This window comes from Pseudarthrobacter sp. GQ63 (genome assembly GCF_059758765.1).
In genome coordinates, this window is record NZ_JCAXEF010000002.1 from 296,541 (window position 1) to 315,452 (window position 18,912).

General features: G+C 65.9%; 16 protein-coding genes. 4 read left to right on the forward strand and 12 right to left on the reverse strand.

The genetic code is table 11. From position 1 onward, the window contains the following. Positions 1-5 precede the first annotated feature (5 nt). Complete coding sequence (locus AC6CHP_RS05850) at positions 6-1,076, reverse strand: quinone-dependent dihydroorotate dehydrogenase (RefSeq protein ID WP_498228534.1); 1,071 nt, start codon at positions 1,074-1,076, stop codon at positions 6-8. Between the two features lie 74 nt (positions 1,077-1,150). Between AC6CHP_RS05850 and AC6CHP_RS05855 the strand changes: the two genes are divergently transcribed. Continuing rightward, positions 1,151-2,152, forward strand: a complete 1,002-nt coding sequence (locus AC6CHP_RS05855) for an alpha/beta hydrolase (protein ID WP_188729635.1) — start codon at positions 1,151-1,153, stop codon at positions 2,150-2,152. Continuing rightward, entirely contained in the window at positions 2,149-3,180 is a 1,032-nt protein-coding gene (locus AC6CHP_RS05860; RefSeq protein ID WP_498228536.1) for an alpha/beta hydrolase, read from the forward strand. Before AC6CHP_RS05855 ends, AC6CHP_RS05860 begins: the two co-directional genes overlap by 4 nt. A gap of 50 nt (positions 3,181-3,230) precedes the next feature. On the opposite strand, the gene AC6CHP_RS05865 is transcribed toward AC6CHP_RS05860, so the two are convergent. From AC6CHP_RS05865 to leuA, 3 genes are all read right to left on the reverse strand, one after another. Further along, positions 3,231-4,058, reverse strand: coding sequence for an isoprenyl transferase (locus AC6CHP_RS05865; protein ID WP_104185887.1), 828 nt, complete (start codon positions 4,056-4,058; stop codon positions 3,231-3,233). 2 nt (positions 4,059-4,060) lie between these two features. Continuing rightward, positions 4,061-4,813 (reverse strand): DNA repair protein RecO, encoded by a 753-nt coding sequence (gene recO / locus AC6CHP_RS05870; protein ID WP_188729629.1) that lies wholly within the window; start codon positions 4,811-4,813, stop codon positions 4,061-4,063. A gap of 132 nt (positions 4,814-4,945) precedes the next feature. Further along, a complete protein-coding gene (gene leuA / locus AC6CHP_RS05875; RefSeq protein ID WP_188729627.1) occupies positions 4,946-6,685 on the reverse strand; it encodes a 2-isopropylmalate synthase in 1,740 nt (579 codons plus the stop codon). A 252-nt stretch (positions 6,686-6,937) separates the two neighbouring features. Here leuA and AC6CHP_RS05880 point away from each other — a divergent pair, with 252 nt between their 5' ends. Then, a complete protein-coding gene (locus AC6CHP_RS05880; protein WP_498228538.1) occupies positions 6,938-8,890 on the forward strand; it encodes a M13 family metallopeptidase in 1,953 nt (650 codons plus the stop codon). Between the two features lie 86 nt (positions 8,891-8,976). On the opposite strand, the gene AC6CHP_RS05885 is transcribed toward AC6CHP_RS05880, so the two are convergent. The 5 genes from AC6CHP_RS05885 to AC6CHP_RS05905 form a co-directional block, all read right to left on the reverse strand. Beyond that, positions 8,977-10,428: an LCP family protein gene (locus AC6CHP_RS05885; RefSeq protein WP_498228837.1), complete on the reverse strand. Its 1,452-nt coding sequence runs from the start codon at positions 10,426-10,428 to the stop codon at positions 8,977-8,979. Between the two features lie 216 nt (positions 10,429-10,644). Further along, the gene (gene era, locus AC6CHP_RS05890) at positions 10,645-11,604 is read right to left on the reverse strand and encodes a GTPase Era (RefSeq protein ID WP_377192140.1); all 960 of its coding nucleotides are present in this window, start codon (positions 11,602-11,604) and stop codon (positions 10,645-10,647) included. After that, the gene (locus tag AC6CHP_RS05895; protein ID WP_188729621.1) at positions 11,588-12,919 is read right to left on the reverse strand and encodes a hemolysin family protein; all 1,332 of its coding nucleotides are present in this window, start codon (positions 12,917-12,919) and stop codon (positions 11,588-11,590) included. Before AC6CHP_RS05895 ends, era begins: the two co-directional genes overlap by 17 nt. Next, positions 12,916-13,389, reverse strand: coding sequence for an rRNA maturation RNase YbeY (ybeY, locus tag AC6CHP_RS05900; RefSeq protein WP_174174373.1), 474 nt, complete (start codon positions 13,387-13,389; stop codon positions 12,916-12,918). Before ybeY ends, AC6CHP_RS05895 begins: the two co-directional genes overlap by 4 nt. Continuing rightward, complete coding sequence (locus tag AC6CHP_RS05905) at positions 13,386-14,474, reverse strand: PhoH family protein (protein WP_188729619.1); 1,089 nt, start codon at positions 14,472-14,474, stop codon at positions 13,386-13,388. Before AC6CHP_RS05905 ends, ybeY begins: the two co-directional genes overlap by 4 nt. Positions 14,475-14,843: 369 nt before the next feature. Between AC6CHP_RS05905 and AC6CHP_RS05910 the strand changes: the two genes are divergently transcribed. Further along, positions 14,844-15,791: a GerMN domain-containing protein gene (locus AC6CHP_RS05910; protein ID WP_498228541.1), complete on the forward strand. Its 948-nt coding sequence runs from the start codon at positions 14,844-14,846 to the stop codon at positions 15,789-15,791. A 27-nt stretch (positions 15,792-15,818) separates the two neighbouring features. On the opposite strand, the gene AC6CHP_RS05915 is transcribed toward AC6CHP_RS05910, so the two are convergent. From AC6CHP_RS05915 to hrcA, 3 genes are all read right to left on the reverse strand, one after another. After that, positions 15,819-16,598 carry a 16S rRNA (uracil(1498)-N(3))-methyltransferase gene (locus AC6CHP_RS05915; RefSeq protein ID WP_427117053.1) on the reverse strand — a complete coding sequence of 260 codons (780 nt, stop codon included), beginning with the start codon at positions 16,596-16,598 and terminating at the stop codon, positions 15,819-15,821. A 2-nt stretch (positions 16,599-16,600) separates the two neighbouring features. Beyond that, positions 16,601-17,728: a molecular chaperone DnaJ gene (gene dnaJ / locus AC6CHP_RS05920; RefSeq protein WP_188729614.1), complete on the reverse strand. Its 1,128-nt coding sequence runs from the start codon at positions 17,726-17,728 to the stop codon at positions 16,601-16,603. 81 nt (positions 17,729-17,809) lie between these two features. After that, positions 17,810-18,823 carry a heat-inducible transcriptional repressor HrcA gene (gene hrcA / locus AC6CHP_RS05925; protein ID WP_377192148.1) on the reverse strand — a complete coding sequence of 338 codons (1,014 nt, stop codon included), beginning with the start codon at positions 18,821-18,823 and terminating at the stop codon, positions 17,810-17,812. Positions 18,824-18,912 lie beyond the last annotated feature (89 nt).

Consider the following 18,912-nt stretch of genomic DNA (forward strand, 5'->3'; position numbering starts at 1 on the left):
GCCAGTCAGGACCGGCGCTTCCTCGCCAGTTCGCGGTTGATGCGTGCGGCCCAGAACGGCCCCTCATAGAGGAAAGCCGTGTAGCCCTGGACCAGTGTTGCCCCGGCGTCGAGCCTGTCCTGGACATCCTCCGCTGTTTCCACGCCGCCCACCGCCACCAGGGTGAGGGCGTCGCCCGTGACATCCTTCAGCCTGCGCAGCACCTCGAGGGATCGCTTCTTCAGCGGGGCGCCGGAGAGCCCGCCCGCACCGCACTTCTCCACCTGGTCCGCCGGCGAGGCCAAGCCGTCCCTGGCGATGGTGGTGTTGGTGGCGATGATGCCGTCCAGCTTGAGATCCAGCGCAAGGCGGGCGACGTCGTCGATATCCTCGTCGCTGAGGTCAGGTGCGATCTTCACGAGCAGGGGGACGTGGCGTCCGGCAGCCCGGTCAGCTTCTTCACCCACGGCGGCCAGCAGGGGACGGAGCGACTGCACATCCTGGAGCAGGCGCAGCCCGGGCGTGTTGGGCGAGCTTACGTTGACCACCAGGTAATCGGCGGCGGGTGCAAGGTTGCGGGCACTCACAAGATAGTCACCCACGGCGTCAGCCAGTTCCACTGCTTTGGTCTTGCCGATATTGACCCCGATGACGGGGCGCACGTCCGGGTGCCGGCGCTGCAGGGCGGCACGGGCAGCCTTGAGGCGCGGGGCCACCGCGGTTGCGCCGTCGTTGTTGAAGCCCATCCGGTTGATGACGGCGCGGTCCTGGACCAGGCGGAAGAGCCGCGGCTTCTCGTTGCCGGGCTGGGCCTGGCCGGTGATGGTACCCACTTCCACGTGGCCGAACCCGAGTTCGGTCAGAGCCTCGATGCCGTGCCCTTCCTTGTCGAATCCGGCAGCGAGCCCGAACGGGGACGGGAACGTTACGCCGAAAGCCGCGGTCTGGAGGGATGGTGCGGGGGCAGTGAGCTTTTCCAGGACCTTTCCCGCGCCGGAGCGGTGCGCCAGCCTGATGGCCTTGAACCCGATTTTGTGGGCGCGCTCGGCGTCCATCCATGAGAAGGCAAGCCTGAAGAATGTGGGGTAAACGCGCATGACTCTAGTTTTCCGCCTTGGAGGGCCCAGACCAAAATGAGCTGGCCGAACTGGGAGCGGATTAGCATGAAGCCATGGAGTGGCAGCAGGACATCCTGGGCGAGGGCTTCGAGTCGCACGCCTTCCAGGCCAGGGGCCCGGACGGCGTGGAACGCACGGCCACCCTTGTCCGCTTCCGTCCTGCAATGGCTGCGTTGCCTTCTTCCCCCGGACGCCGCCGGGTGGTCCTTTTCCTCCATGGCTGGAGCGATTATTTCTTCAACGTGGACCTCGCCCGCTTCTGGTCATCGGCCGGGTACCACTTCTACGCACTGGACATGCACAACCACGGACGGAGCCTGCGGCCGGAAACCCCGGGCGGCTATGTGTCGGACCTCGGGGATTATGACGCCGAAATCGACACGGCATGCCGGCTGATCGCCCAGGACGGGGCAGACCTGTCCCTCACCCTCATGGGGCATTCGACGGGAGGGCTGGTGGCCGTGCTCTGGGCAAGCCGGCATCCCGGCAAGGTGGCACGGCTGGTCCTCAACAGCCCCTGGCTGGAGATGCACGGCAGTTCACTGGTGCGGCGTGCCACGGCGGGCATGGTGGGACCCGTGGCCCGGTTCCGGCCCGAAGCCGTGCTCAGGCTGCCGGAGCGGGGCTTTTACTGGCGGACCATCAGCAGTTCGGCCGACGGAGAGTGGACGCTGGATGACCGCTACCGTCCCCCCATGGCTTTTCCCGTGCGGGCGGGCTGGCTCAGCGCCGTCCTGGCCGGGCATTCACGGGTGGCGCGGGGACTCAACATCGAGGTCCCCATCCTCGTCCTGCTCTCCAGCGGCAGCGCCAACGGGCTGTTCTGGTCTGAGGAGATGCGGCGGACGGATGCCGTCCTCGACGTCAACATCATTGCTGCCCGTGCCCTGACCCTGGGCCGGACCGTCACCGTGGAGCGGATCGACGGCGCCCTGCACGACGTGTTCCTCTCTCCCGCCGCCGTGCGCGCCGACGCGTACGCCAGGCTTGCGCGCTGGCTCCGGGCGTACGGGGACGGGGAGCCGGACCCATCCGGCAGCGGAGGCAGCGGATGACCGGCGCACAGGTGGGCAGGGATACGGACGCAGCCCTCTGGACTGCCGACATCCTGGGGCCGCGTTTCGAGCAGCGTGTCCTTCCCCTCGCCCCGGACGATGAGGGCGACGTCTGTGCAACGCTTGTCCGCTGCTTCGCCAGGGAGTCGGCGGCATTGCCGACGACGGCGGAGCAGCCTGCGGTTAACGCGGTGTTGTACGTCCACGGCTGGGCGGACTACTTCTTCCAGGGGGAGCTGGCGGAATACCTGACCGACGCCGGGTTCCCCTTCTACGCCGTGGACCTGCGCAAATTCGGCCGCAGCCTCCGGCCCTGGCAGACGCCGGGTTTCACTGATGACCTGGCGGTCTATGACGAGGACCTCGCCGCGGCCCTCGGGGCGATCAGGGAAGACCTCAAGGAACGCCTGGGCCCGGGAGTTGAACCCACTGTCCACGTTCTGGCCCACTCGCTGGGCGGGCTCATTACGGCGCTATGGGCTGACCGGAACCCGACGGCACTGGGCACCTTGATCCTGAATGCGCCGTGGCTGGAACTGCAGGGCAGCAGTATCATCCGCACCATCGCCATGCACCTGGTGGACCCGCTGTCCAGGGCCGACCCCCGGCGTCCCCTTTGGCTCCCGGAGATGCCCGGCTACTGGCAGAGCGTCAGCAGCGAGGCCCACGGCGAGTGGCACCTCGACCCCCTGTGGCGGCCCAGGGCATCATTCCCCATCAGGGCCGGCTGGGCCAAGGCGGTCCTTGCCGGCCATGCCGCGGTGGAGCGCCGGCTGGACATCCGGGCCCCGGCGCTGGTCCTGCTCTCGCACCGGACCCGCATCCAGATCGAGTGGTCGGCGGAGATGATGGAGGCCGACGCCGTAATCGACGTCGAGGAAACAGCCCACCGCGCGCTGCGCCTGGGACGGCGGGTGGCGGTCTTCCGCTATCCCGGCGCCATCCACGACGTCTTCCTTTCCCGCCGCGGCGTACGGGAGGAGGCCTGCCGGGACCTGGCAGCGTGGCTCAGGGCCTACTCCGCCTGAATGGCACCCCCTGCTTGACCCGCGGGCGCGCCGCCTGCGCTGCCTGAAGCCTAGGAACCCGCAGGTGCGGCCGCGTCCACTGCCCCGCCGTAGCGGCGGTCCCGCTGGGCGTACTCCTCCACTGCGGCCCAGAGCGTGCGCCGGTCGACGTCGGGCCACAGGGTGTCCATAAAGACGAACTCGGCGTAGGCGGACTGCCAGAGGAGGAAGTTGGACAGCCGCTGCTCCCCCGAGCTGCGGAGGAACAGGTCCACGTCCGGCAGGTCCGGCTCGTCGAGGTACTTCTGGATGGTCCGCTCGGTGATGGCACCGGGTTTGAGCCTGCCGGCGGCCACCTCGGCAGCGATGGCGGAGACGGCATCCGTGATCTCAGCCCGGCCGCCGTAATTAACACACATGGTCAACGTGCAAGTGCTGTTGCCCGCCGTGAATTCTTCCGCCTCTTCAAGCTCGCGGATGACCGAGCCCCACAGCCGCGGCCGCCGGCCGGACCACCGAACCCGGACGCCCCATTCGTCGAGCTGGTTCCTTTGCCGGCGCAGCACATCCTTGTTAAATCCCATCAGGAAGCGGACTTCCTCCGGGGACCGGCGCCAGTTCTCGGTGGAGAAGGCATACACGCTGACGTACTCGATGCCCAGCTCGATGGCACCTGCCATCACGTCCAGCAGCGCAGGCTCCCCGGCTTTGTGCCCTTCAATCCTCGGCAGGCCGCGCTGGTTGGCCCAGCGGCCGTTGCCGTCCATCACGATCGCCACATGGCGGGGAATGAATTCAGCCGGGATGGAGGGCGCAACGGCCCCGGACGGGTGCGGGTACGGGGCAACCACCGGGTGGGTGCGCTTCCGGGACACGGTGTTCTTTTTGCCGAGGGCCACTGTCAGCTACGCTCCACATGTTTGAGGGACTTCAGCACCCGTTCGAGGTGCCATTGCAGGTATGCGGCCACCAGGCCCGCGGCCTCTTTCCGGTGCAAGGGAAGGGAACCGTCCGCCGTTGCCCAGTCACCGGTCAGCAGCGCCGCCAGCAGTACCACAGTCTCCGGCGCCGGAGCCGGCGAACCAGGGGGCCGGCATCCGCTGCAGACCATTCCCCCCAGTGGAGCCGAAAATGCCGTGTGGGGGCCTGGCAGGCCGCACCGGGCACAGTCCGTGAAACTGGGCGCCCAGCCGCCGGTAGCCAATGCCCGCAAAAGATAGGAGTCGAGGATCAGTCCGGCAGCATGTTCATCCCTGCTGAGGGACGCCAGCGCGCCCACCAAAAGGTTGTACTGCGCCGTCCCCGCCTCGCCGTCCACGTCCGTCAGCTTCTCGGCCGTTTCGGTCATGGCAGCCGCCACCGTGTAACGGCCGTAGTCCGCGGCAATGTTCCCGCCGTAGGCGCCCTTGGCCACGGCCTGGGTCACGATGTCCAGGGTCTTGCCTGACACGAGCTGGAGGTCCGCCACCATAAACGGCTCGAGCCGCGCGCCGAACCGGCTGCTGGTGCGGCGGACTCCCTTGGCCACAGCCCGGACCTGGCCGTGGTGCTTGGTCAGCAGGGTGATGATCCGGTCCGCCTCGCCCAGCTTGTGGGTGCGCAGGACGACGGCGTCATCGCGGTACGCGCGCGAGGCGAAAGAGTGTTGGGCCACGCCTTCTATCCTCCCATTTTTGCCGGCACTGCCGTGCCGCGCACAGCGGTGCCGCGCACTGCCGTGCCGCGCACAGCGGTGCCGCGCACTGCCGTGCCGGCGGAAGCTTCCGGCGGCACGGCAGTGCAATGCTCAGGCCTGGGCGTCCCGGATGGCGCGGTTTACGGCGGAGATGACTGCCTTCAGGGAGGACATGCTGGTGTTGGCGTCGATGCCGACGCCCCAGAGCACCCGCTCCCCCACGGCGCATTCGACGTAGGCGGCTGCCATGGCGCTGCCGCCCTCGGAGAGCGCATGCTCGCTGTAGTCGAGCACGCGGACATCCACGCCGTCTTCCCCCAGGATGCCCAGCAGCGCAGCGATGGGACCGTTGCCGGTGCCCGTACGGCTGACCTGCTCCCCGTCAATGGTGAGGGAGGCATGCAGCGTCATGCCGCCGTCGTCGTCCGTTTCCGTCTTGACGGCACCCAGGGCGTAGCGGCCCCACTGGCCGTCAGTCTTGCCGGAGGGCAGGTACTCGTCCTGGAAGACCTGCCACAGCTGGGCACCGCTGACTTCGCCGCCCACCGTATCCGTACGCTTCTGGATGACGCCGGAGAATTCGATCTGGGCGCGGCGCGGCAGGTCCAGGCTGTGCTCGTTCTTGAGCAGGTACGCAACGCCACCCTTGCCGGACTGGGAGTTGACCCGGATCACGGCCTCGTAGCTGCGGCCCAGGTCCTTGGGGTCGACGGGCAGGTACGGGACCTGCCAGGTGAAGTCCGCAACGTCCTTGCCTGCCGCAGCGGCGTCCCGTTCGAGGGCTTCGAAGCCCTTCTTGATGGCGTCCTGGTGGGAACCGGAGAACGCCGTGAACACGAGGTCGCCGCCGTATGGTGAACGCTCGGGGACGGGCAGTTGGTTGCAGTACTCCACGGTCCGGCGGACGTCGTCGATATTGGAAAAGTCGATCATGGGGTCGATGCCCTGGACGAACATGTTCAGGCCCAGCGTCACCAGGTCAACGTTGCCGGTCCGCTCGCCGTTGCCAAACAGGCAGCCTTCAATCCGGTCCGCCCCGGCCATGTAGCCCAGTTCGGCGGCGGCAACGCCGGTTCCACGGTCGTTGTGGGGGTGCAGGGAAAGGATGATGCCTTCGCGCGGGTGCAGGTGGCGGCTCATCCACTCGATGGAGTCGGCGTAGACGTTGGGCGTTGCCATCTCCACGGTGGCGGGCAGGTTGATGATGACCTGGCGGTCCGCGGAGGCTTCGAAAACGTCGGCGACGGCGTTGCATACCCGCACCGCGTACTCCAGCTCGGTCCCGGTGAAGGACTCCGGGGAATACTCGTAGGTCACGTGCGTGTCCGCGAGGGTTTCCTCGTATTTCTTGCACAGCCGGGCGCCCTGGAGTGCGATGTCCAGGATTCCGTCCTCATCCTGGTTGAAGACCACGCGGCGCTGCAGCACGGAGGTGGAGTTGTAGAGGTGGACGATGGCCTGCTTGGCGCCCACCAGCGACTCGTAAGTGCGCTCGATCAGGTGCTCACGGGCCTGGGTCAGGACCTGGATGGTGACGTCGCCCGGGATGTGGTTGCCCTCGATCAGCTGGCGGACGAAGTCGAAGTCCGTCTGCGAAGCGGAGGGGAATCCGACCTCGATCTCCTTGTAGCCCATCCGGACGAGCAGGTCGAACATCTTCATCTTGCGCGCCGGGCTCATCGGATCGATCAGTGCCTGGTTGCCGTCGCGCAGGTCAACGGCGCACCAGCGGGGGGCCTTGGTAATGACCTTGTCCGGCCAGGTGCGGTCCGGCAGTTCAACCTTGATCTGGTCCTGGAACGGCGTGTAGCGGTGGGCAGGCATTCCTGAGGGCTTCTGTGCGTTTCGCATTACTATCGGGGCCTTTTCTGTGGTTCTACGTTGAAAGGGTGGCCGGGCAACACAAACTCCGCAGCGAGGGTGGGCCTTGCGCTAGATCGCGTCTGAGGCCTCGCCGCGGCAGCTAAGAAGAAGGAGCTCTGCACGCACCTTTTGAGAGTAACACGGGTGCGTAAGATGAAAGGGCACTACCGTCAGTAAAGTCCACCATGCAGACGCCGCGCGCTGTTTTCCTGCCGCCGCTCTCCATCAGAAGGAGTTTCAGTGCCCATTTCGGGGATCGACCTGTCCACCATTGATCACACGGTCCGGCCGCAGGATGACCTTTACCAGCACATCAACGGCGCATGGCTGAAGGCCACCGACATTCCCGATGACCGGCCGCTCGAGGGTACCTTCACCGCCCTCCGGGACGGTTCGGAGATCGCAGTCCGCGACATTATTGAAGAAGCCGCGGCCAAGGGCGCGGCCGCCAGTGGGATTGAACGGAAAATCGGGGACCTCTACACCAGTTTCATGGACGAGGCCGCTGTTGAAGCGAAGGGCCTTGAACCGATCCGCCAGCGCCTTGCGGAGGTGTCGGCCACCACCTCCGTGGCGGACCTCGTGTCGTTGGCAGGCCGGCTCTTCCGTGCCGATGTTGGCGGTCTCTTCTACATCTACCCTGCTCCGGATGCCGGGAACCCCGACCGGATTCTCCTGTACACAGGGCAGGGTGGCCTCGGCCTGCCCGACGAGTCCTACTACCGGGAAGACAAGTTCGCCCCGATGGTCACCGCCTATGCCGCGCACGTGAAGACGATGCTCGGCCTGGCGGGCGTTGCCGACGCGGCTGCAGCCGCCGGGCGTGTGGTTGCCCTGGAGACCAAGCTCGCGTCCCACCACTGGGACAACGTCACCCTTCGGGATCCGCAAAAGACGTACAACCTGAAGACGGCGGACGAGGCATCAGCGCTGTTCCCGCTGTTGGCCACCTGGTTCGAGGCCGCCGGCATTGATGCCGACAAGCGGCAGGAGATCGTCATGAGCACTCCTCCGTTTTTCGATGGCGCCGCTGCACTCCTTGAGTCCGAACCGCTGGCCCACTGGCAGGAATGGCTGGCGATGCGGGTGGTCAGTGCAGCAGCACCGTACCTTTCCTCGGCTTTCGTGGACGCCAGCTTCGCCTTTTACGGGACCACCATCAGCGGCACGCCCCGGAACAAGGACCGCTGGAAGCGCGGCGTGGCCGTCGTCGAAGCGGCTTTGGGCGAAGCTGTGGGGCAGATCTACGTGGCCCGGCACTTCCCCGAGACCCACAAGGCCAGGATGCAGGCTCTCGTCGCCAACCTGACAGAGGCGTACCGCCAGAGCATCACCGCAGTTGGCTGGATGGGTGACGCCACCAAGGCCGAGGCCCTCCGGAAGCTGGAGGGCTTCCGGGCGAAGATCGGGTATCCGGACCAGTGGATCGATTACTCCGCCGTAGAGATCGACCCCACTGAACTCCTGGGCAACGTTGAGCGTGCGCACAACGCCGATGTCGACCGGCACCTTGACGAGGTGGGCAAGCCGGTGGACCGCAACAAGTGGCTGATGACCCCGCAGACGGTCAACGCCTACTACCACCCCATGATGAACGAGATTGTGTTCCCGGCCGCGATCCTGCAGCCCCCGTTCTTCACGGCCGACGCCGATGACGCCGTGAACTACGGCGGTATCGGGGCCGTCATCGGGCATGAGATCGGCCATGGTTTTGATGACCAGGGATCCCAGTTCGACGGCGGCGGGGCGCTGCGGAACTGGTGGACGGAAGAGGACCGGCAGGCGTTCGAAAAGCTCACCGCGAAGCTGGTGGCCCAGTACGATGCGCTTTCGCCCTACGCGGCCCCTGGACATACCGTCAACGGGCGCCTCACCCTTGGTGAGAACATTGGCGACCTGGCAGGGCTGGCGATTGCCTACAAGGCATACCGCATCAGCCTGGACGGGAAGGAACCGGAGGTCCTGGACGGACTGACCGGGGAGCAGCGGTTCTTCGCTTCCTGGGCGGCGGGCTGGCGCCAGGTCATCCGGCCCGAGGAGGCCATCCGCCGACTTGCAACGGACCCGCACTCCCCCAACGAGTTCCGCACCAACGCCATTGCGAAAAACCTGGATGCCTTCCACGATGCCTTTGAGGTCTCGGAACAGGACGGCATGTGGATGCCTCCGGAGGAACGCGTCAGCATCTGGTAACCGGACATGAAGTGGGGCCCACCATCTGGTGGGCCCCACTTATCTCGTTGATCAGTTGTGTCCTGGCGTTCCCCTTGCGCCGGCGGTTAGCCCTGGACGATCAGCGCCGCGTTAGCCTGCTGGCAGGACGCATCCTTCGCAGTCTGGTTGACGATGTTCTCCGGGAGCGCGGCTGGAGCCCCGTACGTGACTCCGGTTGTGAAGTCGGTGCCCAGGTACACCTGGACTCCCGCGATGTTCGGGGCAGGCAGCATCTGTGCGGCCGGTATGCCGAGCACGGCGGCGACGTCCGCAGCCACGTCCGCGAAGTCCGTGCCGTAATAAACTACCGATTGCTCCACCGCTGTGGCCTCGAACTGCCCGGCCTGGGTGAAGCCGCCCGAGACCAGGGCCTGCACGATTTCCTGCGCGCGTCCCGGAACACCGGTGCCGTTGGCCACGGTGACGGGCTGAACGGCTTTGTCATAAGGCGGGAGCCCAGGTGCCGTCTCAGTGGGGGCTGCCGTGGGGGGTGCGGAGGTTTCCGAAGGGGACGGCGAAGGTGCCGTCGGATCAGTCAGATCGACGTCCTGCCGGAGGGCTGCGAACAGCTGGGAACCGGCGGGCTCGGCGATCTGCAGCCTGTTGGGGTCGGCCAGCGCCGGTGTGGTGGGCACAGCCACGAAGGCCACCTTGCTGATGTCGATGTCCTTGAGCCGGTTGCCGATGGTGAGCAGGCTGGGCACGGAGGCCAGCCCTTCATCCACGGTCAGGTTCTGGGTGACGACGTCGGCGATCTTGAGCATCCTGCCGGGATCGGACAGCGTGCCGTCGTCCTTGATCTTGCGGGTCAGGGAGGACAGGAAGCCCTGCTGGGCCTTGATCCGGCCCAAATCGCCGCCGTCGGCAAATGCGTGGCGCGTCCGCAAGAACGCGAGGGCCATTTCCCCCTGGACCGCCGACGTGCCCGCGGGCAGCCGAAGGCGTGAATCAGGATCGTAGACGGCGTCACTGATGCAGACCTCGACGCCGCCGACGGCGTTGGACAGTTCCTTCACGGCGGTGAAGTCGGCCATCATGAAGTGGTCCACTTCCAGGCCGGTCAGCTGGTTGACGGTGTCCACGGCGCAGCCTATGCCGGCTTCTGCCATGGCCTCGTTGATCATCACGCCGCTGCGGGCAGGGTAGACCTGGTTGGTTTCCTCATCCTTGCATTCGGGAAGGTCCACCAGCAGGTCGCGCGGAAAACTGATCACACTGACGCGCTTGTTGTCCTCCGAGATGTCCATCATCATCATGACGTCCGACTTGCCGTAGCCCCTGGAATCGTCCGCGGTGCCGTATTCGGCGTTTTCTCCGTCACGGGTGTCCGAGCCAAGGATCAGGATCTGCATCCGTCCGGTTGCGTCGCTCACCTGCTCGTTGTTGCCGCCGCCGGCGTTCAGCGGAGCCTTGGAAATATTGTTCTGAAGCCGAAGGAACCAGAAACCGGCGAATGCAATGCCGCCAATCATGGCAACGGAAACGATGGCGGTGACGACCTTCAGCCACACCGGCATGCCGCGCAGGGACCCAAGGTGGCGTGCGGCGCCAAGGGTGGCATCTCCCGCGTGCCGGGACACGGGTCCCCCGGTTGACACTTCAGCTCCGTCGTCGCGCTTGTCGCGGCCTAGCCCCACGTGGTGAACCTTCCTCTAAATTCGAAATCCGGCCCATTTTAGTGGTCCAGGCTGGGAAAATGCCGGGCGGCCCAACGGCCGCGCCTTGAAATGGGCCTAGAAGCCGAGCTTCACCAGCTGTTTCGGGTCCCGCTGCCAGTCCTTCGCCACCTTTACGTGGAGGTCCAGGTAGATGCGTGTACCCAGGAGCGCCTCGATGCCCTTGCGCGCATTGGTGCCCACCTCACGCAACCGGCTGCCGCCCTTGCCGATGATGATTGCTTTTTGGGAGGGACGCTCCACGTAAAGATTGACCCGTACGTCGAGCAGCGGGCTGTCTTCCGGCCGGTCCTCCCGGGGGACGATTTCCTCCACCACCACAGCGAGGGAGTGGGGCAGCTCATCCCGGACGCCTTCGAGGGCCGCTTCCCGGATAAGTTCCGCCACCATCACAGCTTCCGGCTCGTCGGTGAGTTCACCGTCCGGGTACAGCGGCGGCGACGGCGGCATGAGGCTGATGAGCACGTCAGCGACGGTGTCCACCTGGAAGCCGTCGGTCGCGGAGACGGGAACGATGTCCTTCCAGCCTTCCTCCCCCAGCACTTCCCGGCCCAGGGCGGCCACGGCCAGGAGCTGCTCCGTCAGGGCCTGGCGGTCCACGGTGTCGGCCTTGGTGACGATGGCGATCACGGGCTTGCGGCCCACGGCGGCCAGCTGGGCGGCGATGAACTTGTCCCCGGGGCCAATCTTTTCATTGGCGGGGAGGCAGAACCCAATCGCATCCACCTCGGCCAGCGTGTCCGCAACGAGGTCGTTCAGGCGCTTGCCCAGGAGGGTGCGGGGGCGGTGAAGCCCTGGCGTGTCCACCAGGATCAGCTGCGCGTCCTGCCGGTGGACGATGCCGCGGATGGTGTGCCGGGTGGTCTGGGGCTTGGCGGACGTGATGGCCACCTTCTTGCCCACCAGCGCATTGGTCAGGGTGGACTTGCCCGCGTTGGGCCGGCCTACCAGGACCGAGAACCCGGCGCGGAAACCGCCGAAATCGTCGTGGTTTTCGGCCTTATTTTTCTTGCTCACGTGAAACTCCCTGCTGGGTTGCTTCCGCCTCTTGGAAGAGGTCCTCAAGGTCAGTGTCTTCTTTTGCCACCCGCGCCGCAATGATATGGCTGACGCGGTTGCGGCGGCCTTCCAGCCGGTCGGCCCGCAGGGACACACCCTGCACATCCACCGTGCTTCCGACAATGGGTACGCGGCCCAGCGCTTTTGCGAGCAGGCCGCCAACGGTGTCCACTTCGTCATCATCCAGTTCGATGTCGAAGAGCTCGCCCAGGTCATCGATGCCCATGCGGGCGCTGACCCGGTAGGATCCGTCGCCGAGCTCGACGGCCTCGGCGCTTTCGGTGTCGTACTCGTCCACTATTTCACCCACGATTTCCTCGATGAGGTCTTCCAGCGTGACAAGTCCGGCAGTTCCGCCGTACTCGTCGATCACGATGGCAACGTGCGTGGACTCCTTCTGGAGCTCCCGGAGAAGGTCGCTGACGGGCTTCGATTCCGGTACGTACCGGACTTCCCGGGCGAGCGACTCCACCAGCGGCGGCTCCTCGTGGGGTGCCAGCTCGTGGATGACGGCGGCAACGTCCTTCAGGTAGATGATGCCAAGAATCTGGTCCGTGCTTTCGCCGATGACCGGAATCCTGGAGTAGCCGGAGCGGAGGAAGAGGGACATCGCCTGGCGCAGGCTGGATCCCGCTTCGATGGTGAGGATGTCCGTTCGCGGCACCATCACGGCGCGGACCAGCGTGTCACCGAAGTCGAAGACGGACTGGATCATTTCCGCTTCGGTGTCCTCGATCATGTCGGACTCGCTGGCGCGTTCCACCAGTTCACGGAATTCCTGCTCGCTGAAGAACGCCTCGTCCCCGCCGGGGGCGCCGGGGGCAGCCGTGCTGCCAAGCGTCACCAGCCAGCCTGGGATCGGCCCCAGGACCCAGGTCAGGAAGCGGATCATCGGAGCAGTGGAGCGGACAACGGCCGCCGAGTGGAGCCTGCCCAGCTGGCGCGGCGAAACACCCACGATGACAAAGCCCAGCAACGCCATGATGCCGGTTGCGGCAAGGCCTGCCAGCCACACGTTGTCCAGCAGGCTGTAGAGCAGCACGGCGACCGCAACGGCGGACGCCATCTCGAACCAGATACGCCAGAACCGCAGCGCCCTGATGTGCGCCACCGGGTGGGAGAGGATCTGCCGCAGGGCCGTCCCGCGGCTCTTCAGCAGGGCGTCTTCCGCGTCATGCCGCGGAATGAAGTTGAAGGCGGCCTCGGCCGCAGTCAATATGGCCGCAACAGCCAGGAAAGCCAAGGCCATTGCGACAAGGAGCAGAGGCGTCACTGGGTGGTCTCGGCGGGCGCTTCTTTGCCGGTGAAGCCGGACAGCAGCTCACGCTGGAGCCCGAACATCTCGGCCTTCTCCTCGGGTTCTGCATGGTCGTACCCCAGCAGGTGGAGGATACCGTGCGTGGTCAACAGGAGCATCTCGTCCTGCAGTGAGTGGCCGGCGTTCTTGGCCTGCACCCTGGCAACCTGCGGGCAGATGGCAATGTCACCGAGCATGCCCTGGGGGGTGGGACGGTCCGGCGTTCCGGGGGTCAGTTCGTCCATGGGAACGGAGAGGACATCAGTGGAACCGGGCTCGTCCATCAGCTCTATGTGAAGCTTCTCCATTGCGGGCTCGTCCACCAGCAGGACGGACAGTTCGGCCTGCGGGTGGATATACAGCTGCTCGAAGATGTACCGGGACAACGCCACGATTTCCGCTTCGTCCACCTGGACGCCGGACTCATTGTTGACCTCGATGCTCACGCGTGTTCCCCCCGCTTGGCGGCGCCCGCCGAATGTTTGACCCTGCTGCGCTGGGTTTCATCCCAGATGCTGTAGGCGTTGACGATGTCGCCTACCAGCCTGTGCCGGACGACGTCTGCCGCGTCCAGGACCGAGAAGCTGACGCCCTCGATGCCGTGGAGGATCTCCTCCACGATGCGGAGTCCGGAGCGGGTGCCGAAAGGCAGGTCAACCTGGGTGACGTCGCCGGTAACCACCATCTTGGATCCGAAGCCAAGCCGGGTCAGGAACATCTTCATCTGCTCCGGCGTGGTGTTCTGCGCCTCGTCAAGGATGATGAAGGCGTCATTGAGCGTCCGGCCGCGCATGTAGGCCAGGGGCGCCACTTCAATGGTGCCTGCCGCCATCAGCCGGGGGATGGACTCAGGGTCCATCATGTCGTGCAGGGCATCGTAGAGCGGGCGCAGGTATGGATCGATCTTGTCGCTCAGGGTCCCGGGGAGGAAGCCCAACCGCTCCCCCGCCTCAACGGCGGGACGGGTCAGGATGATGCGGCTGACCTCCTTTTGCTGCAGTGCCTGGACGGCCTTTGCCATCGCGAGGTATGTCTTGCCTGTGCCTGCCGGACCGATGCCGAAAATCACCGTGTTGGTGTCGATGGAGTCGACGTAGGTCTTCTGGTTCAGCGTCTTCGGGCGGATGGTTTTTCCACGGCTGGACAGGATGTCGTGGGTCAGGACGTCCACGGGGTTCTGCAGGGACTGGGTACGCAAGAGTGCCACAAGCTGCTGCAGCACCGCCGGGCTGATCACCGTACCGCGGGCTACCAGCCCGCGGACCTCGTGGAGGAGGCGCATGATGCGGGGAACGTCGCTGGCAGGCCCAGTGATGGAGAGCTCATTGCCGCGGACATGGAAGTTGACGGCCGGAAACTGTTCCTCGATGTACCGCAGTGCTTCATCGTGGCTGCCCAAGGACTGGACCATCTGGTCGGAGTTGTCGAAAAGGACTACCTCGGTACGGCTGCCGGGGAGGGAATGGGGAAATTCCCCCGCAGCGCCTTCTCCCGTGTTGAGCCGGCGCTTGCCATTCGCTGATTCAGTCATAGTGATGGCCCGCAGGCCCGTGTTCCCCTCAAAGTACCGGACAATTCCCGCTGCTGGCGGCCGGCGACAGTGCACTTGGACGATGGACCGGTTGCGCCTTGACCAGCGATCCCTCCATCTTACGCCAGGACAGCATCAACCTCTGAAAGGGGAAGGGCCGGGACAGCTCGGGAAACACGCGCAGCGCCGCCGGTTCCGCCATTAGGTATCAACTTCATATCGGCCTCATATCGTTCCCGTTGCAGTTCCGTCCGGAGGCCCGTATCCGGCCTTTCCGCTCCGGGCCCTGTGCCATGCTGGAAATCCAGCCACTGCTGGGACCGCCGCTTGGGGAGCGGCCCGCCATTCATGAAAGGACAGGCAACAAACGTGCCGGAATCTGCTGCGCCCCGCAGGGCAGGACGACGTGGCGGCATTGTGCGCCCTGGCGTCCTGGCAGTGATTCTGATGGCGGCTCCGCTCCTGACGGGCTGCCTGGCCGAGCCTGATCCCTCCCCCACCACCGCCCTGGGCTCCGGACCTGCTGCCGCCGGCACGGCGCCTTCCACGAGCGCGCCGCTCGAAACCACGCAGTCGTCCAACAAAGCGCCGGTCTACTGGATCGGCCGGAGCAACAGCAGCATCTTCCTTTACCGGGAATTCAGGGATGTGCCTGAACAGGAAAATCCAGTGACACGGGCCCTGCGGGCCATGATGTCGGACAAACCCCTGGACCCGGATTTCTTCACCCCCTGGCAGAATCCCGGCAAGCTGGCCACGTCCATCTCCGGCAAGGACGTCATCACGGTGGACGTGTCCGAGGACGCCTTCAACAGCAACCTTGACGCCGACATGGCCGGCCGCGCTGTCCAGCAGCTTGTGTATACGGCCACCGCCGCTGCCGCCAGTTCAGGGCTTATCGATTCCGGGCAGCAAATCCGCGTGCGGATCCTTGTGGACGGCCACACGGACTACGTTGCTTTAGGCCATATCCAGCTGGGTGACCTTATGACGAGGGCCGCCGGCATGGTGGCCCCTGTCTGGATCATTGATCCGCAGGAGAACACAGAGGTTGCCGCAGGGAGCGTCAAGATCACCGGCCGCAGCACCCTTTCCGGGGGCAAGCTCCGCTGGCAGATCCTGCGGGCGGAGGAGGACGGCACCAAGGTCCCGTTCCTGACTGGGGAAACGACGGCGGCCGTTGAGCCGGGCCAGGCAGGACTGTTTACGCTTGCCCTCACGCTGCCGGCCGGAGACTACGAGTTGAAGGTGGCCCAGGCCGGTACCGGCGATCAGCCGGACCAGAATGAGGACTCGCGGGCCTTCAACGTCCGGTAGCCTGTCGGTTGGGCCCGGCCGCGACATTCAGGGCGAGGGTGCGGTCCAGCGGCCCAGGACATCGCTGGCAAGCACGACGGCGGCCGGTCCGGCGGTTGATGAGCGCAGGACATGGTGCCCCAGCAGGGCGGTGACGGCGCCCTTTCCGCAGAGCCTGGTGACTTCCCTGGGGCTGATGCCGCCTTCCGGCCCAACGATCAGCAGCACCTCGCGCGGTTCCGTTCCGTCCGCTTCCCGCCAGGATTCCAGTACGGTGCGCAGGGGGCGGACGGCGTCCTCATGGAGGATGACCGCCAGCCCCGCGGCCTCCACGAGGACGGCCAGCGCGGCGGTGTCGACGGCGGGCCGCACCTCGGGGACCCACGCGCGGCGCGCCTGCTTGGCTGCCGCCGTCACCACCGACTGCCACTTCGCGTGGGCTTTCGCGGCGCGGTCGCCCTTCCACCGCACGATGGACCGTTCGGACTGCCAGGGTATGACGGCGTCAATCCCGAGTTCAGTGGCCGTTTCAATGGCGAGTTCATCCCGGTCGCCCTTGGCCAGGGCCTGCACCAGCACCAGCCTCGTGGCCGGCCGCTCCTCAACAGCCACGGAGGCGCACTCCACCTTGAGGCCTGCGGGTGACGCCGCAAGCACCCGTCCGCTCATCCGCGTCCCGGCGCCGTCAACGATGTCGACGGGCTCACCCGGGGCGAGGCGCTTGACCGTGACGGCGTGCCGCGCCTCGGTCCCTTCGAGGACAAAGGCCTGCCCCGCCGTCATGTGGTCGAGGGACCCGGACGGAGTGAAAAAGACAGGGTTGCTCACTGCTACAGGTTACCGAGCCTGTCCCGGAGCTTGGCGAACATGCCGCCGCTGGCTGCAAGCTTGCCCTCGGTGATCTGCTCACCGCGCATCTTGGCCAGCTGCCGCAGGAGCTCTTCCTGGGCGGCATCAAGCTTGGCGGGCGTCTCAACCTGGAGGTGGACCTTGAGGTCGCCGCGGCCGTAACCGCGCAGGTGGGTCACCCCAAGTCCACGAAGAGTGATGATCTCGCCGGACTGGGTCCCGGGCTTGACGTCGATTTCCTGTGGCCCGTCGAACGTTTCCAGGCTCACTTCGGTGCCCAGGGCAGCCGCCGTCATCGGGATGTGCAAGGTGGCGTGGAGATCGTCGCTGTCGCGCACATAAGTGGCGTCGTTGTTCACGCGGATCTCAACGTACAGGTCACCGGAAGGTCCGCCTGCCGGGCCTGCCTCGCCCTGGCCGGAAAGCTGGATCCGTGTTCCGGTGGCTACACCGGCGGGAACCTTGATGGTCAGCGAACGGCGGCTCCGGATGCGTCCCTGGCCGCTGCACTCGTTGCACGGGTCCTTGATGACCGTGCCGAAGCCCTCGCAGGTTCCGCACGGTGCTGCGGTCATGACCTGTCCCAGGATGGAACGGACGGCGCGCTGGACCTGGCCGCTGCCGCCGCAGATGTCGCAGCGCTCAGGATGGCTGCCGGGCTGGCAGCAGGAACCCTCGCAGGTTGGGCACGTGACGGCGGTGTCCACGTCGAGCTTCTTGTTCACACCGAAGACAGCGTCGCGGAGTTCGATCCGGACGCTGATGAGGGCGTCCTGCCCGCGCCGCACGCGGGAGGCCGGGCCGGTAGAACCCCCGGCACCAAAGAAGGTGTCGAAAATATCCTGGAAGGCGAAACCCTGGCCGGCGTATCCGCCGCCGCCGAAGCCGTTGTCCGTCCCGTTTTCGTTGCCCGTGGTGTCGTACACCCGGCGTTTCTGCGGATCCGACAGGACTTCGTAGGCGTGGGTCACTGCCTTGAAGCGGTCCGATGCGTCCTCACCCGGGTTGACGTCCGGGTGCAGGGTGCGTGCCAGCTTGCGGTAGGCCTTCTTGATCTCTTCTCCCGTGGCCTCCGGTGAGACTCCAAGGACGTCGTAGTGGCTGCTCAAAGTTCGTATCTCTTCCTTGTTGTACTGCCTGCAGTTGGACTGCTGGAAATGCTGTGGGTATCCGGTGGCCCGGGCTGGACCTCAGGGGCCCAAAATCCGGGAAAGGTAGCGGGCAACAGCCCTGACGGCGGCCATGGTGGTGGGGTAGTCCATCCGTGTTGGTCCCAGGATGCCGATCTTTGCTGCGCTGTCGGGGCCATAGCCGGTGGCCACAACCGATGCCTCGGCCAGTCCGTCATAGGGAATCTCGCGGCCAATGCTGACAGCCATCCCGCGGTGGTCCTGCGCCATCTCGCTCAGCAGTCGGAGCATGACCACCTGCTCCTCAAGGGCCTCCAGCACCGGGCCGATGCTGAGCGGGAAGTCCACGTTTGACCTCGCCAGGTTGGCGGTGCCCGCCATAACCATGCGTTCCTCGCGGCTGCTCTGCGCCAGGGCTTCCAGGCCGATAGCGAGGGCCTGGGCGGCCTGCCTTTGCCCCGGGGCGGCTGCGGCCACCACGGCGGGCAGGGACTGGGCGAGCTGGCTCAGCGGAGTTCCGGCAAGCGATCCGAGGAACCGGGCCCTGAGGCCCGCCAGGGCGTCGTCCCCCAGGTCCTGGCCGACGTCGATAACGCGCTGCTCCACCTTGCCGCTGTTGGCGATCAAAACCACCAGCACCTTCCGCGGGGCGAGGAGGACGAATTCGATATGCCGAACCAGGGCCCTGCTCAAGTGCGGGTACTGGACCACCGCAACCTGGTTGGTCAGCTGGGACAGTAACCGGACGGTCCGGTCCAGGACATCGTCCAGGTCATCCGATCCTTCCAGGAGGGACTGGATGGCGCGGCGTTCCGCCGGGGAGAGCGGCTTGACGGCTGAGATCTGGTCCACGAAGAGCCGGTATCCCTTGTCCGTGGGGATCCGCCCGGCGCTGGTGTGCGGAGCCGTGATCAGGCCCTCTTCCTCCAGGGCCGCCATGTCATTCCTGATGGTAGCGCTGGACACACCGAGATGATGGCGCTCCACCAGGGCTTTGGACCCCACGGGTTCACGGGAATGGACGTAGTCCTCCACGATGGCACGGAGTACTTCAAGTTTGCGTGGCTCGCTCACACTCCACCTCCATCCAGGGTTTGGGGCGACCGCGCCGCCCGCGCTGCGCCACCCATCGTTTAGCACTCGACATGCCCAAGTGCTAACAG

Excerpts from the sequence above, each read along its gene's own strand:
- AC6CHP_RS05850 (WP_498228534.1), bottom strand. The coding sequence starts at position 1,076 with ATGCGCGTTTACCCCACATTCTTCAGGCTTGCCTTCTCATGGATGGAC.
- AC6CHP_RS05855 (WP_188729635.1), top strand. The coding sequence starts at position 1,151 with ATGGAGTGGCAGCAGGACATCCTGGGCGAGGGCTTCGAGTCGCACGCC.
- AC6CHP_RS05860 (WP_498228536.1), top strand. The coding sequence starts at position 2,149 with ATGACCGGCGCACAGGTGGGCAGGGATACGGACGCAGCCCTCTGGACT.
- leuA (WP_188729627.1), bottom strand. The coding sequence starts at position 6,685 with ATGCGAAACGCACAGAAGCCCTCAGGAATGCCTGCCCACCGCTACACG.
- AC6CHP_RS05885 (WP_498228837.1), bottom strand. The coding sequence starts at position 10,428 with ATGCCGGTGTGGCTGAAGGTCGTCACCGCCATCGTTTCCGTTGCCATG.
- AC6CHP_RS05905 (WP_188729619.1), bottom strand. The coding sequence starts at position 14,474 with ATGACTGAATCAGCGAATGGCAAGCGCCGGCTCAACACGGGAGAAGGC.